This window comes from Aestuariivirga sp., assembly GCF_047600585.1.
In the GTDB taxonomy this organism is placed as follows: domain Bacteria; phylum Pseudomonadota; class Alphaproteobacteria; order Rhizobiales; family Aestuariivirgaceae; genus Aestuariivirga.
Genome location: NZ_JASGKP010000001.1, coordinates 3,735,542 through 3,750,178 on the forward strand (window position 1 = coordinate 3,735,542; position 14,637 = coordinate 3,750,178).

At 64.3% G+C, this 14,637-nt stretch carries 15 protein-coding genes; 9 read left to right on the forward strand and 6 right to left on the reverse strand.

Features of this window, described 5'->3' with window-relative positions:
• The first annotated feature begins 12 nt into the window (after positions 1 to 12).
• From QM801_RS18385 to QM801_RS18400, 4 genes are all read left to right on the forward strand, one after another.
• A complete protein-coding gene (locus tag QM801_RS18385; RefSeq protein WP_415020656.1) occupies positions 13 to 618 on the forward strand; it encodes a L,D-transpeptidase in 606 nt (201 codons plus the stop codon).
• Positions 619 to 961: 343 nt separating this feature from the next.
• Positions 962 to 1,912, forward strand: a complete 951-nt coding sequence (locus tag QM801_RS18390) for a substrate-binding domain-containing protein (protein WP_415020657.1) — start codon at positions 962 to 964, stop codon at positions 1,910 to 1,912.
• Between the two features lie 50 nt (positions 1,913 to 1,962).
• Positions 1,963 to 3,510 carry a sugar ABC transporter ATP-binding protein gene (locus tag QM801_RS18395; RefSeq protein ID WP_415020658.1) on the forward strand — a complete coding sequence of 516 codons (1,548 nt, stop codon included), beginning with the start codon at positions 1,963 to 1,965 and terminating at the stop codon, positions 3,508 to 3,510.
• A gap of 13 nt (positions 3,511 to 3,523) precedes the next feature.
• Positions 3,524 to 4,546, forward strand: coding sequence for an ABC transporter permease (locus QM801_RS18400; RefSeq protein ID WP_415020659.1), 1,023 nt, complete (start codon positions 3,524 to 3,526; stop codon positions 4,544 to 4,546).
• Positions 4,547 to 4,847: 301 nt separating this feature from the next.
• Here the strand turns inward: QM801_RS18400 and QM801_RS18405 are convergent, their stop codons facing one another.
• The 5 genes from QM801_RS18405 to QM801_RS18425 all read right to left on the reverse strand — a co-directional run bounded on the left by QM801_RS18405 (position 4,848) and on the right by QM801_RS18425 (position 9,206).
• Positions 4,848 to 6,068, reverse strand: coding sequence for an argininosuccinate synthase (locus tag QM801_RS18405; protein WP_415020660.1), 1,221 nt, complete (start codon positions 6,066 to 6,068; stop codon positions 4,848 to 4,850).
• 172 nt (positions 6,069 to 6,240) lie between these two features.
• Complete coding sequence (locus tag QM801_RS18410) at positions 6,241 to 6,543, reverse strand: HdeA/HdeB family chaperone (RefSeq protein ID WP_415020661.1); 303 nt, start codon at positions 6,541 to 6,543, stop codon at positions 6,241 to 6,243.
• 96 nt (positions 6,544 to 6,639) lie between these two features.
• The gene (rlmN, locus tag QM801_RS18415) at positions 6,640 to 7,824 is read right to left on the reverse strand and encodes a 23S rRNA (adenine(2503)-C(2))-methyltransferase RlmN (RefSeq protein WP_415020662.1); all 1,185 of its coding nucleotides are present in this window, start codon (positions 7,822 to 7,824) and stop codon (positions 6,640 to 6,642) included.
• A 108-nt stretch (positions 7,825 to 7,932) separates the two neighbouring features.
• Positions 7,933 to 8,691, reverse strand: coding sequence for a phosphodiester glycosidase family protein (locus QM801_RS18420; protein ID WP_415020663.1), 759 nt, complete (start codon positions 8,689 to 8,691; stop codon positions 7,933 to 7,935).
• Positions 8,692 to 8,699: 8 nt separating this feature from the next.
• Positions 8,700 to 9,206, reverse strand: coding sequence for an invasion associated locus B family protein (locus tag QM801_RS18425; protein ID WP_415020664.1), 507 nt, complete (start codon positions 9,204 to 9,206; stop codon positions 8,700 to 8,702).
• Positions 9,207 to 9,415: 209 nt separating this feature from the next.
• Between QM801_RS18425 and QM801_RS18430 the strand changes: the two genes are divergently transcribed.
• The 4 genes from QM801_RS18430 (at position 9,416) to QM801_RS18445 (ending at position 12,714) form a co-directional block, all read left to right on the forward strand.
• Positions 9,416 to 11,041, forward strand: coding sequence for an acyl-CoA dehydrogenase family protein (locus QM801_RS18430; protein ID WP_415020665.1), 1,626 nt, complete (start codon positions 9,416 to 9,418; stop codon positions 11,039 to 11,041).
• Positions 11,042 to 11,198: 157 nt separating this feature from the next.
• Positions 11,199 to 12,026 (forward strand): SDR family oxidoreductase, encoded by an 828-nt coding sequence (locus QM801_RS18435; RefSeq protein ID WP_415020666.1) that lies wholly within the window; start codon positions 11,199 to 11,201, stop codon positions 12,024 to 12,026.
• 75 nt (positions 12,027 to 12,101) lie between these two features.
• Positions 12,102 to 12,296, forward strand: a complete 195-nt coding sequence (locus tag QM801_RS18440) for a twin transmembrane helix small protein (protein ID WP_415020667.1) — start codon at positions 12,102 to 12,104, stop codon at positions 12,294 to 12,296.
• A gap of 70 nt (positions 12,297 to 12,366) precedes the next feature.
• Positions 12,367 to 12,714, forward strand: coding sequence for a YkvA family protein (locus tag QM801_RS18445; RefSeq protein WP_415020668.1), 348 nt, complete (start codon positions 12,367 to 12,369; stop codon positions 12,712 to 12,714).
• Here the strand turns inward: QM801_RS18445 and QM801_RS18450 are convergent.
• Entirely contained in the window at positions 12,686 to 13,582 is an 897-nt protein-coding gene (locus tag QM801_RS18450; protein ID WP_415020669.1) for a DMT family transporter, read from the reverse strand. The genes QM801_RS18445 and QM801_RS18450 overlap by 29 nt on opposite strands.
• A gap of 122 nt (positions 13,583 to 13,704) precedes the next feature.
• Here QM801_RS18450 and QM801_RS18455 point away from each other — a divergent pair, with 122 nt between their 5' ends.
• Entirely contained in the window at positions 13,705 to 14,607 is a 903-nt protein-coding gene (locus QM801_RS18455; RefSeq protein ID WP_415020670.1) for a YihY/virulence factor BrkB family protein, read from the forward strand.
• Positions 14,608 to 14,637: the final 30 nt, after the last annotated feature.

The following is a 14,637-nucleotide window of genomic DNA, read 5'->3' on the forward strand; positions in this document are numbered from 1 at the left end:
CTGCCGGGCCGGATGAAGCGGCGGTTGTTCATCGCAGGCGCGGCGGGCCTTCTGGTTCCGCGCGCCGCATTCGCCCGCAAGGACATCGACGAGGCCGAATGGGTGATCGGGATCATTCCCGAGCAGCCCTTCGACATCCAGCTCATGAACCTCGAGCGCATTCCGCCGGAGTTCCGCCGCCGCGACGTGCGCTGGAGCGGGCCGGAGGAGACGGGCTCCGTCGTCGTCTCGGTGAAGGACCGTCATCTCTATTCCATTCAAGGGAACGGCAAGGCGATCCGCTTCGGCATTGCCGTTGGCCGCGAAGGCGTGGGCTGGACAGGCACCACGGTGGTGGGCCGCAAGGCGAAATGGCCCACGTGGACTCCGACCGCCAACATGCGCGCACGCAATCCGAAGCTGCCGGTGCAGGTGAAGGGCGGGCCGGAAAATCCGCTGGGTGCACGCGCGCTCTATCTCTATCGCGACGGCCGCGACACACTCTTCCGCATTCACGGCACCAATGAACCATGGTCGATCGGCAAGGCGGCGTCATCCGGCTGCTTCCGCATGCTGAATGAAGATGTCTTCGAGCTCTACGGCAGCGTGCCCGTGGGCGCGCGCGTTTATGTGCGGTGACTCATCTCCCTCCCCCTTGCGGCGAGGGATCAAGGGCGGGGGTTGCGCTGTGCGTTCATCATCTGCGCTCAGTACAAATCATTCCTGTGAGACCACCAGACCCCCACCCCAACCCTCCCCGCAAGGGGGAGGGTGAAGCGATAGCTGCCAGCAACCGACCTCCCCAGCTTTCGCACCGCACATCCGATGCTGCGCTGCATGATCGCTCATTTTCCTGCGCTGTGTATCGTGCATGTCAGCCATACACATGCCACTCTTTAACTGATATAACAGTTTGCGCATGTTCCGCATGCCGAATAGTCTGGCGTAACAAATTGGCCGAATGGCCCTGGGAGGAACCACTATGATGACGCGTCTTACTCGCCGTACCCTTTTTGCCGGTGTTGCTGCTCTCTCGCTCGTGGGCGGGGCAGGCACCGCACTCGCTGCCGACAAGATCCTGGCCTCGGTGCCGGGTCTGAGCTTCCCCTTCTTCGTGCACATGATGAACGCCTTCAAGGCCGAGATCAGCGCCCAGGGCTATGAGCCCGTGGAAAGCGACGGCCAGGTCTCGTCGCCCAAGCAGACCGCCGACATCGAAGCGGCGATTGCCCAGGGCGTGAAGGGGATCGTGATCAGCCCCAATGAAGTGGACGCCATGGCGCCCGCGCTTCAGCAGGCCGTGGAAGCCGGCATTCCTGTTGTCACGGTTGACCGCCGCGTGCCTTCGGTTGACGGCATTCTCGCCCACATCGGCGCCGACAACGTCAAGGGCGGCGAAGCCCAGGGCAACCTGATCAAGCAGATGTTCCCCGATGGCGCCACCATCGTGAACCTGCAGGGCCAGTCCGGCGCTTCACCCGCCATCGACCGCAACAAGGGCCTGCACAACGTGCTTGACGGCGATGCCAAGTACAAGATCGTCTTCGAGCAGACCGCAGGCTTCGCCCGCGACAAGGGCCTCTCGGTCACCGAAGCGGCCCTCTCCGGCCTTGCCGAACCGCCGAAGGTGATCGTCGCCGCCAACGACGACATGGCGCTTGGCGCCATGGAAGCGGTGAAGGCCCGCAACCTCTCGAGCATTGCCATCATCGGCTTCGATGCCCTGCCGGAAGCCCTGGCCCAGGTGCGTGACGGCGGCCTCACGGCAACGATCGAGCAGTTCCCCGGCAAGCAGAGCTCGCTTGGCGTGCAGACGCTGACCAGCTTCCTCAAGGACGGCACCAAGCCGGCCGAGAAGGTGATCCTGCTCACGCCGGTTGCCGTGACCAAGGACAACCTGAACATCGCCGAACGCCTCGGCGAAGTGAAGTAACGCGATACGCGATCATGGCCGGAGGAGCAATCCTCCGGCCTCTCACTTTGATGCAGACAGAGCCGCACGCAGCCGCGCCCCTTCTCCAGATGACGGGCATCTCGAAGTCCTTTCCGGGCGTGAAGGCGCTTGAGAACGTGAACTTCGCGGTGGGGCCCGCCGAAATCCACGCCTTCCTCGGCGAGAACGGGGCCGGCAAATCCACGCTGCTGAAAATCCTCTCGGGCGCGCAGGCCCCCGATACCGGCACCATCGCGCTCGATGGCAGGGACACCGTCTTCGCCACGCCGCAGGATGCGCAGCGGGCGGGCATCGTCACCATCTACCAGGAATTCACCCTCGCCCCCGACATGTCGATTGCGGAGAATGTCTTCGTGGGCCGCGAGCTGGGCTCGCGCTTCTTCGTCAATCACAGCCTGATGGAAGAGGAGACCCGCAAGATCTCGAAGCGGATCGGCCTCGACCGCGATCCGGGCACCCGGGTGCGCGATCTTGCAGTCGCCGAGCAGCAGATGGTGGAAATCGCCCGTGCCCTTTCCATGAAGTCGCGCATCATCGTCATGGATGAGCCCACCTCGGCACTGAGCCGCTCGGAGGTGGAGAAGCTCTTCACCATCGTGCGCGGCCTCAAGGCGGAAGGCATTTCAACGATCTTCGTCACCCACCGCCTCGAAGAGGTCTTCGAGATCTGCGACCGTTACACCGTGCTGCGCGATGGCCGCAATGCGGGTGACGGCCGCGTCGCCGAAACCTCGATCGAAGGCATCATCCGCATGATGGTGGGCCGCGACGTGGGCCTTCTCGCCCACCGTCAGGGCAGCTTCGCGCAGAGCGAGGTGGCGCTTGAGGTGAAGGGCCTCAACCGCCGCCGCAAGGCCACCGACGCCAGCGCCATCGAACTCCACGATGTCGCCTTCAAGGTTCACAAGGGCGAGATCCTCGGCCTTGCCGGCCTTGTCGGTGCCGGCCGCACCGAATCCGCCCGCGCCATCTTCGGCGCCGATCCGCTCGATTCGGGCGAGGTTTTCGTGGGCGGCAAACCTGTTCGCATCGCCAGCCCTTCGGATGCGATTGCACAAGGCATCGGCCTTGTGCCGGAAGACCGCAAGCAGCAGGCGCTGTTCCTCGGGCTTGCCATCCGCACCAATCTCTCCATGGCGGCCCACGACCAGATCAGCGGCTGGGGTCCCTTCATCAGTTCGAGCAAGGAAGCGGCCCTCGTTGAAGACTACCGCCGCAAGCTCAACATCCGCATGACCTCGGGCGAACAGCTCGTCGGGAACCTCTCGGGCGGCAACCAGCAGAAGGTGGTGCTGGCGCGCTGGCTGGCGCTCCGCCCCAATGTGCTCATCGTCGACGAACCGACGCGCGGCATCGATGTCGGCGCCAAGGTCGAGGTCCACAATCTGCTCATCGAAATGGCAAGGGAAGGCATCGCGGTGATTGTCATTTCCTCCGAATTGCCGGAGGTGTTGTCCCTTGCCGACCGCATCGTCACCATGCGCGAGGGCCGCGTCACCGGAGATGTGCCGGGGCCGGGCGCCACGCAGGAACAGCTGATGACGCTCATGACCATGTCCACGCCCAAAGCGGCCTAGGAGAGAATACCCGATGTCGACCACCGGCTCACCCGCCCCCGCGACGGACACCTCATTCGACGCCTTCGGCTTCATCGCCCGCTTTGCGCCGCTCATCTTCCTGCTGGTGCTGATGGCGGTCTTCGCCATCGTCGAGCCGCGCTTCATGTCGTCGATCAACCTCTTCAACGTCATGCGTCAGGTGTCGATCACCGGGCTTCTGGCGATCGGCATGACGTTCGTGATTCTCACTGCCGGCATCGATCTTTCCGTGGGTTCGCTCCTCGCCTTCGCGGGCCTCGTCGCTGCGGCCGTCGCAAAGGGCGGCATGCAGGACCGCTTCACCGTGGGCGACGATGCCGTGGGTTACGGCTGGCCGCTGGCGGCACTGGCGGCGATCGCCGTCGGCCTCATCGGCGGCTACATCCAGGGCTATTCCATCACGCGGCTCAAGGTGCCGCCCTTCGTCGTGACACTGGGCGGCATGTCGGTGTTCCGCGGGGCTGCACTGCTCTTCGCCGCAGGCGGCCCGATCAGCGGCTTCGACAAGGCCTTCACCTGGTGGGGCCAGGGCAAGATCGGCCCGGTGCCGGTGCCCGTCATCATCTTCCTCGTGGCGGCGATCATCGCCCACATCGTGCTCCGCTACACCCGCTTCGGGCGGCGCGTCTATGCGGTGGGCGGAAATCCGGAAGCGGCCCGGCTGTCGGGCCTCAACGTCAACGGCATCATCTGCAGCGTCTATGTGATCATGGGCTTCTTTGCAGGCCTCGGCGCCTTCGTGCTGGCGGCGCGATTGAACTCGGCGGAAGCCGTGGCGGGCACGGGCTATGAGTTGACCGTGATTGCCTCCGTGGTGATTGGCGGCACCAGCCTGTTCGGGGGTGCCGGCACCATCTTCGGCACGGTGGTGGGCTCGCTCCTCATCGGCGTGCTGCTCAACGGCCTCGTGCTGATGAACGTCTCGAGCTACGTGCAGCAGATCATCATCGGTGTGATCATCGTGCTCGCGGTCGCGTTCGATACCTTTGCCAAGTCGCGACGGAAGCGCGGGTAGGCGGGCGCGCAGGTTCCACTTTCAACACGTGATCAACCAAAGCTGGATTCCGGCTCGCGCGCGACATCTCGCGTGCGCTCGATCAGGTGCTGCGTCCGGAATGACGACCGGGAGGAGCGTGACGTGGAAGGCGTGAGTCCCTCACCCACTCCTGGCATTCCTCACCCTGAGGTGCCGCGGAGCGGCCTCGAAGGGTGCGCCACGCGACTCATGCTTCGAGGCATTGCTGTCGCAATGCACCTCAGCATGAGGGTGTGGCCCGGCCATGGAGAGACTTTATTTGACGATCAGATGATCGGTCTCACGTATTCCTTTTCCGGGCGGCGAGCGTGCGCAGGCGGAGCGCGTTCAGACGGATGAAGCCGGCGGCGTCCTTCTGATCATAGGCGCCGCGGTCGTCCTCGAAGGTCACGAGATCGTTCTTGTAGAGCGACTTGGGCGAGCGGCGGCCCACCACGATGACATTGCCCTTGTAGAGCTTGAGGCGCACATCGCCCTCCACATGCTCCTGGCTCTTGTCGATGAGGGACTGCAGCATCTCGCGCTCGGGCGCAAACCAGAAACCGTAGTAGACGAGCTCGGCATAGCGCGGCATCAGCGAGTCCTTGAGATGCGCTGCCTCACGGTCGAGCGTGATCGACTCCATGGCGCGGTGCGCCGTTGCCAGGATGGTGCCGCCCGGTGTTTCGTACACACCGCGCGACTTCATGCCGACGAAACGGTTCTCCACGAGGTCGAGACGGCCGATGCCGTTGTCATGGCCGAGGCGGTTCAGTTCGGTGAACAGCGTGGCGGGCGACATGGCCTTGCCGTTGATCGCCACGGGGTCACCGTTCTTGAAGCTGATCTCGATGTAGGTCGGCGTGTCGGGCGCATCCTCCGGCGCGATGGTGCGCTGATAGACGTAGGGCGGCGGCTCGATCCATGGATCCTCGAGCACCTTTCCTTCGGATGACGAGTGCAGAAGATTGGCGTCGACCGAGAAGGGGGCCTCGCCGCGCTTGTCCTTCGCCACCTGGATTCGGTGCTTCTCCGCGAACTCGATCAGGTCGGTGCGGCTCTTGAAGGCCCATTCGCGCCAGGGCGCGATGATCTTGATGTCGGGGTTGAGGGCGTAGGCCGTGAGCTCGAAGCGCACCTGGTCATTGCCCTTGCCGGTGGCGCCGTGGGAAATGGCATCGGCGCCGGTCTTCTCGGCAATTTCGATCAGGCGCTTGGCGATGAGCGGACGGGCAATCGACGTGCCGAGCAGGTAGACGCCCTCGTACACGGCATTGGCGCGGAACATCGGGAAGACGAAGTCGCGGATGAATTCTTCGCGCAGGTCCTCGATGAAGATTTCCTTGATCCCCTGCATCTCCGCCTTCTTGCGGGCGGGCTCGAGTTCGCCGCCCTGGCCGAGGTCGGCGGTGAAGGTCACCACTTCGGCGTTGTACTCGGTCTGGAGCCACTTCAGGATGATGGAGGTGTCGAGGCCGCCGGAATAGGCGAGCACGACCTTGTTGATCTTCTGCTTGGACATGATGTTTCCCGGATGGTCCCCCGCAAGGGCCGGGGGACGCTTCGAGAATGGGCCTTACACGGGCCAAAAAGGGCAGGCAAGATCACTCTCTCTGGCGCAACTTTCCTCTCTCAAATCGTTCTGATTTGATCGTCCGTGGCGCGAGGGGGTCTTGCTTGCCCTGAACCGGGGGTTACTGGCTTTCGCCGTCCTGTTCGATCTGGTTGATGACGGTCATCAGGCCGAGTTCGGGGGACTGGGCGCAGGCCTCACCGATCGCCTTGCCGGATTCGGCGAAGGAGTCGGTGTCCATGGTGGTGTCGCCGGCCTTGCCGCCGTAATAGCCGTGCAGCCAGATCATCAGGTAGCTGCCTTCATCGTCGCTCATCTTGGCGAGATCCGAGCACTTGATGGTGGAGAGGTCGATCACTTCCGCCTTGGCGGGAAGTGCCGCGAGCGCGAGGAGGGCCGCAGCCATCGCCATCGTCTTGAACATTCGGGGGGTCCTTTGTGTTGCCTTAACGGCACAACCCTAGATCATACTTGAAGTGATTTGGGTATGGGGTCCTTGGCGCCGCGGTGAACAGATCGCTTACGCCAGACCCGCCGCCAGCCGCTCCTTGGCCCGCATCTTCTGGCTTTCGCTCTTGAGCTGGCCGCAGGCGGCCATGATGTCCCGACCGCGGGGAGTGCGCACCGGGCTCGCATAGCCCGCCCGGTTCACGATCTCGGCGAAGCTCTCGATCGTCTCCCAGTCCGAGCATTCATATTGCGTGCCGGGCCAGGGATTGAAGGGAATGAGGTTGATCTTGGCGGGAATGCCGGCCAGCAATTTCACCAGCCGTTTGGCGTCGTCCCTGGAATCGTTCACGCCCTTCAGCATCACGTATTCGAAGGTGATGCGCCGCGCATTCGAGACCCCGGGATAGTTGCGGCAGGCCTCGAGCAATTCCGCCAGCGGATACTTCTTGTTGAGGGGAACGAGCTTGTTGCGGATCTCGTCGGTCGTGGCGTGGAGCGAGATCGCCAGCATGGTGCCGATCTCGTCACCGGCACGGGCAATCTCGGGCACCACGCCGGAGGTCGAAAGCGTGATGCGCCGCTTGGAGAGCGACAGGCCCTCGCCGTCGCTCGCCAGTTCCATGGCCTGCTTCACGTTGTCGAAATTGTAGAGGGGTTCGCCCATTCCCATCAGCACCACGTTGGTGATGTAGCGGCCGGAGGAGGGTGGTGCCGGATTGGCGGCAAGGTCATCCGGCCAGTCCTTGATGCGGTCGCGGGCGAGCATGATCTGGCCCACGATCTCCTCGGCGGTCAGGTTGCGGACCAGCGTCTGCGTGCCGGTATGGCAGAAGGTGCAGGTGAGCGTGCAGCCGACCTGGGAGGAGATGCAGAGTGTGCCGCGGTCTTCCTCGGGGATATAGACGGTCTCGATCTCGTGACGCTGGCCGCGGGCATCGGGGGCAAGCCGCAGCAGCCACTTCATCGTGCCGTCGGAGGACTTCTGTTCGGTGACGATCTCGGGCCGGGCGATCTGGAAGGCCTCGTCCAGCTTTTCGCGGAGTTCGCGGGCGATGTTGGTCATCGCCGAAAACGAGGTGACGCCCTTGTGGTAGATCCAGTGGAAGAGCTGGTTTGCCCGCATCTTGCGCTGCTTCTCCGGCACGCCCACGCGCGCCAGCATCTCCATCAGCTGGTCGCGCGTCAGCCCTGCAAGCGAGGGCCGCATGTCGTTCTGGATATAGCGTTCCGGCAGGTTGGCAATGAGCGTCGGCATGATGGATCGGAAAGAAATGGGGTTGGGACGAATGAAATACAGATGCGTCCGGGGATTGGCCGGGAGTTAGCCCCTTGCGGGCACAAAATCAAATCCGCCGTAAAACCTTCACTTCTCTTCGTAAACGCCCACCATGGGGCCGAGCGGCAGGAAGCCGTCGTTGCGGCGGAGGTCGGTGGAGTAGAGGCTCGAAATGGTGCCGTCGAGGAAGAGCGCGTTCGGCGTGCCCAGCCCGTCGCGGAAGAAGCTTGCGAACTGGTGGAAGGTGACGGCCGTCTCCGAGAGGGCGAAAACCACCTCGCCCGAGGGCGTGACACCCACGCCGTTCCTGACCTTGGCCGAGGTCCCGGTTGGCGAGAATTTCGGATGGATCTTGCCGTTGATCACCAGCATGGGGCCGGATTGGGTGGCGAAGTCGGGCTTCACGCCTGACTTGGCGAAGCTCTCGGAGTCCATCACTGCCGCCTTGCCGTCCTCGATGAAGAAGACGCCGTTGGGCTTCAGGTGGAAGTTGCCGAAGCCGTTCCGCCGGTTCAGCTTCTTCAGGGTCTGGCCACGCTCCACGTAGAGCCCGATGGGGTGCAGCTTGTCGTCGAACATGCCGGCGTTCATGGCAAAGGTGAGTCGCTTGCCGTCGCCCGCCAGCTTTGCCGCGAGCGCCGAGAAGGTGCCGATGGGCTCGCCGTTGTCGTTCAGGTTGAAGAGTTCGAGCGGTTGCGTGGCGGGATCGAAGCGGCAGACGTCGTAGCTGCGGCCCTCATGTTCCTCGGTGGAGCAGGAGGCTTCGGCATGGCCGGAGGAGACCGGCGCCAGCAGTGCCAGCAGGGGAACAAGGAGAAGACCGAGAAGACGCCGCCGCGCCGTCATCGCAGGCCCTACTTGCAGGCGCTGTCGATCTCGTCGATCGCAGCGGAAATGCCCGCCAGCGAATAGCTGTCGGTGGTCTGGGTGCCCTTCCAGCTGGTACCCGAGACCTTGAGCGTCTTGCCGTCCTTCATGGCGGCGACGATGTCGGCATCGTCTTTTTCGGCCCAGGCGGTGTCACCCACGGGGTAGAGGGTGAACTCCTTGTCGTCGATGACGAGCTGCACGGTGGAGCCGTCCTTGAAGGGATAGCCGATGATGGTCGAGATCTGGCCCTGCACCTTGCGGCCGGGATAGTTGGTGACGATGAAGCGGATGGGCCCGCGCTTGGCCTCGCGGGTGGACTTGGAGCTCTTGGGCTCCGAGAAGGCGAAGCAGACCTTGGAGTCCGGCGCCTTGTAGGTAAAGGCCTGCCAGTCCTTGAAGCTGCCGAGCTTCTTCGGTTCGTCTGCAGATTGCGCCAGGGCCGCCGAGGAGAGGCCGAGCACGATCAAGAAAGCTGGAAAAACGCCGCGCATCTTCATCCGTTAACCATATGATCCGAACCGTTAACAGGGTGTAACGGCGGGATATGTTGCCTAGAGCGGAAAATTCCGGCCCAAATGCGGCAGCCTGTGGATGCGAGCCCCCTGCGGCCCCCGCCCGAGGGGCGACCAAAGGTGATGTTGCGGCGCAGCATCCGCCGTCATAGCCTTTCCGTTTCAGGAAACAGACCGGGAGAACAGGTGTGACGATTGCCAGCGACCTTCACGAGGCCCATGCGCGGGTGGCCGAACTCGTTCCGCAGGCGATTGCGCATCTCCGGGTGAAGCTGGCGGGCGACCGCAGCGCGGAGGCCTTCGACCGCGAGCAGCACCTCGCCCACGGCATCTCCTGGCTTGCCACCTATGCCGAAACCTTTGCCGCGCTTGCGGCCCATGCCGAACAGCTCGGCAGCGCCTGGACGGCGGCCGACCAGGCGCTCGCCGCAGTTCTGGCGGGGGATTACCTCAGCCAGATTGCAGGCGGCATTCCGCTCAACCAGCAGGAGACGATCCGCCCCCACGAGCTGGGCCTGTCGGAGGCCTCGCTCACGGCGATTCGCGGGCTTGCGCTTTTCAGGAACGGCAACACGGCGGAGCGGCGGACCGAAGTAACGGAGGCGCTGCGGGCCAAGGCCGCCGCCGACATCCTTGGCTCCTCCGGCCTCGACCCCGCGCTTGAGGACATGCGCCAGTCGATGAACCGCTTCGTTGCCGACAAGGTGGCGCCCCATGCCCACGGCTGGCACCGCAGCAACGCCTATGTGCCGCTCGAGATCATTGCGGAACTGGCAGAGCTTGGTGTCTTCGCGCTCACCCTGCCGGAAGAACATGGCGGCTTGGCGCTCTCCAAGCAGTCCATGTGCGTCGTCTCGGAAGAACTGTCGCGCGGCTGGATCGCCGTGGGCTCGCTTGGTACGCGGGCCGAGATCGCGAGCGAGCTCATTCTCTGCGGCGGCACCGAAGAGCAGAAGCGCCACTGGCTGCCGCGCATCGCCTCGGGCGAGATTCTGACGACGGCCGTCTTCACCGAACCCAACACGGGCTCTGATCTCGGATCACTCAAGACGCGCGCCGTGCGCGAGGGCGACGTCTACAAGGTGACCGGCAACAAGACCTGGATCACGCATCCCGTGCGCGCCGACCTGATGATGCTGCTCGCCCGCACCAATGCGAATGAACCGGGCTACAAGGGCCTCTCCATGTTCCTCGCCGAAAAGCCGCGCGGCAGTGATGCCGAGCCCTTCCCTGCCAAGGGCATGACCGGCGGCGAGATCGAGGTGCTGGGCTATCGCGGCATGAAGGAGTTCGAGATCCGCTTCGAGGATTTCGAGGTGAAGGCCGGAAATCTTCTGGGCGGGGTGGAAGGGCAGGGCTTCAAGCAGCTGATGCAGACCTTCGAGAGCGCCCGCATCCAGACCGCAGCACGCGCCGTGGGCGTGGCGCAGAACGCGCTCGATCTCGGCCTGAAATACGCGCAGGACCGCGTGCAGTTCGGCAAGCCGATCGTGCAGTTCCCACGCGTCGCCGACAAGCTGGCGTTGATGGCGGCGGAAACCCACGGCGCCCGTCTTCTCACCTATCGCGCCGCCGCGGCAAAGGACGAGGGCAAGCGCTGTGACGTGGAAGCGGGCATGGCCAAGCTGCTGGCCGCGCGCGTCGCCTGGGCCAATGCCGACAACGCCGTGCAGATCCACGGCGGCAACGGCTTCGCGCTCGAATACCAGATCAGCCGCGTGCTGTGTGACGCCCGCATCCTCAACATCTTCGAAGGTGCCGCCGAAATCCAGGCGCAGGTGATCGCGAAGCGGCTGCTGGACGGGTCGAATTGATCACACCCGCCCCCCACCGTTCGAGGCGCGGGCGCGGCCCGCGCACCTCAGGGTGAGGGGATAATTCATTCCTCATGCTGAGGTGCCGCGGAGCGGCCTCGAAGCATGCGCCACGCGCGCAATTGTCTCCCTTCGCCATCCCTCCTAAACATCCGCCATGACCCAGAAGACGATTCTCATCACCGGTTGCTCCACCGGCATCGGCTACACCTGCGCCCACGGGCTGAAGCAGCGCGGCTACCGCGTCTTCGCCACGGCGCGAAGCGAGGCCGATCTCAAGCGTCTCGAAAGCGAAGGCCTCGAGGCCATTGCCCTCGACTACCGCTTCCCCGAGAGCGTCGAGGCTTGCGTTGCCGAGGTGACGAAGCGCACCGGCGGCAGCCTTTATGCGCTTTTCAACAACGGGGCCTACGGCCAGCCTGGTGCGGTGGAAGACGTGCCGCGCGCCGTGCTCGAGGAACAGTTCGCGGCGAATTTTTTCGGCTGGCACCAGCTCACCCGCGCCGTGCTGCCGATGATGCGGAAAGCGGGCGAGGGCCGGATCGTGCAATGCTCGTCGGTGCTTGGAATCCTCGCCCTCAAGTACCGCGGGCCCTACAACGCCTCGAAGTTCGCGCTCGAAGGCCTCACCGATACGATGCGGCTGGAACTCCGCGGCAGCGGCATCAAGGTGGTGACCATCAATCCGGGTCCGATCAGCAGCATGTTCGTGAAGAATGCGCGCGCCGCCTTCGAGAAGAACATCGACATGACCCATTCGCACTACAAGGCGGATTTCGAGAAGCAGCGCCGCCGCCTCGACAAAGGCGGCACCGGCAAGTTCAAGCTGCCGCCCGAAGCGGTGCTCGCCAAGCTCATCCTGGCGCTGGAGAAGCCCAACCCCCGGGCCCACTATTATGTCACCATACCCACCCATGTGGCGGCCTTCATGCGGCGCATCCTGCCGTCGGGCCTGCTCGACCGCTTCGCCGAGCGGAACAGCTGAGGCCCTGCCTGCCTTCACGGAGTTGTGCCTTTCCAATTCCTTTCCCCGCCGCGCCGGATCGGCTAAGGAGACGCCATGTTTGCTGCCAATGCCCTGAGTTACGTTGCCGTCGCCGCGGTTGCCGTGGTGCTTGTCCTCGGCCTTTCCAACATGATGCGGGGTGGCTCGCCCAACCGTTCGCAGTCGTTCATGCGCTGGCGCGTCATCCTGCAGTTTGCCGCCATCGTCATCCTCATGGGCGTGCTCTGGCTCACCCACCGCGGCCCCTGATCGCCCGGCTCTTGAAATCCGCGCCGGTCTTCCCATCTGTGAGTCCTCTCGCAACGGGGAGGGCAGAGACATGTCTGACGACCGCACCGAAACCCTGGTCCGTGAAGGCTTCTGGCCGAAGCTGACGCGCAACGTGGCGCGCATACCCTTTGCCGATGAGCTGCTCGCCGCCTGGTATTGCGCAACCGATGCGGCCACGCCCTTCAAGGTGAAGGCCACGCTCTTTGGCGCGCTTGCCTATTTCATCATGCCCTTCGACGTGATCCCCGATGTCATTCTTGCGCTTGGCTTCACCGACGACATGGCCGTCCTGATGGGCGCCATCGGCCTCGTCCGCAGCCACATCACCCAGGCCCACCGCGACCGCGCCAAGGCCGCGCTTGATGAACTCAGGACGCCGCCTGTCGCCGCCGGTTGACAATGATCACGGCGGCGGCACAGACCGCCATGCCGAGGATCTGCACGAGATTGAGCGTCTCGTCGAAGAGGCCGTAGGCCATCAGCGCCACAACAGCGGGAACGAGGAACATCAGGCTCGAGACCTTGGCGACCTCGCCCTGGCGAATGAGCAGCATGAGGAGCGAGATCGCTCCCAGCGACAGCACCAGCACCGACCAGGCCAGCGCGAACCAGGCATTGAAGGTGCCGTCGAAGCGGCCGTCCTCGAACAGCGCCACGGCGGCGAACATGACGAGCGAAGCTCCCACATATTGCCACACCCCGCCGCTTGCGATGTGAAGGCCGGTGGCGAAGCGCTTCTGGTATACCGTGCCGAAGGCGATGGCCGCCGTGCCGCCGAGGCAGGCGAGCGTCGTTGCCGGCGTGATGCCGTCGATCGAGGCAAGCGAAAGCTTGGGCGAGATCACGAGGCCCACGCCAATGAGCCCGACGATGAGGCCGAACCAGTGGCGGGGCGCGATCTCCTCGCCCACGAAGCCCGAGGCTATGAAGGCGGTGAGGAGCGGCTGCAAGCCCACGATCAGCGCCGAGACACCGGCCGGCAATCCGTGCGCCACCGCCCAGAATATGGTGGAGAGATAGACGGCGTGGATGAGTGCCCCCGTCACACCGGCATGGAGCGCAAGGCGGGGCGAGGGCCATGGCGCCTTCGAGGCCACGGCGATCAGGGCGAAGAGGGCGGCCGCAATGGGAAAGCGGATGGCGAGGAAGGTGAAGGGTTCCACATGGGGTGCGGCCAGCCGCGCCGCGATGAAGCCCGTCGCCCACATGACGACGAAGAGGGCAGGGGCGGCGGTGACGATGAGGCGGGTGAACCGGACTGGCATGGCCGGCAGCATTGCCTTGCCTTCCGCCAAAACGCCACAACCGCAGTGACCGAAACAGGCTTGTGCATTGCTGCCATGCGACCCGTTTTCAAGGCCGCCTTCCTATGGGATAAGTGTTTGAGATGACCGAAGAACAGTCTCCCCGGCACGGCAGCGGCGGCATTGCGGGGTTGAGCCCGCTCCGCCTCGTCGCCAAGACCTTCCGGCGTCTCTTCGCGGACGAGGCCGTGCCGCTGGCCGGCAACATCGCCTTCCGCACCCTGTTCTCGATCTTTCCCTTCCTCATTTTCCTCACCGCCTTTGCCGGCTTCATCGGCACCGAGGACCAGGCCCGCACGGCGGTCACCTTCCTCATCGACGTGGTGCCGGATGCGCTGGTGAAGCCGCTCTCTGGCGAAATCACCTCGATCCTCACCGTGCCGCGCGCCGACCTCTTGAGCATCGCCGCACTACTGACGATCTGGAGCGCAATGGCGGGGGTGGACTCGGTCCGCGTCGGGCTCAACCGCGCCTATGACCTGAAGGACCGCCGGCCCGCCTGGTATGTCTATCTCATCGACATCGTCTTCGTCGTCGCGGCGGCGGTCCTGTTCGTCGCCTTTTCGGTTCTCATCGTGCTCCTGCCGCTCGCCCTCCGCTATGCGGCGGGCCATGGCATCGCCATCGCGGCGAAGTTCGAGTCCCTGCAGCAGATGCGAATTCCCCTCGCGTTGCTGGTGCTCTTCATCGGCGTGATGGCGGCTCACGTGGTGCTGCCGGCCAAGCGCATGCCGTTCCTCCGCATCCTGCCCGGCGTGCTGCTGACCGTTGTGGTGTGGGGCGCGCTCGCCTTCGGCTTCTCCTGGTGGCTGCTGCAGTTCCACACCTTCACCTCGACGTATGCCTCGCTGTCGGGGTTGTTCGCGGCGATGTTCTTTCTCTATCTCGCCGCACTGGTGCTGATCCTCGGCGGCGAGGTGAACCGCGTGCTGCATCTCCTCTCGGAACTGAACTCCGTCCCCGACAAGCCTGATCTCAGGGAGTGAGGGGGCGCTCACTCCGTTTTTGTGTACCGT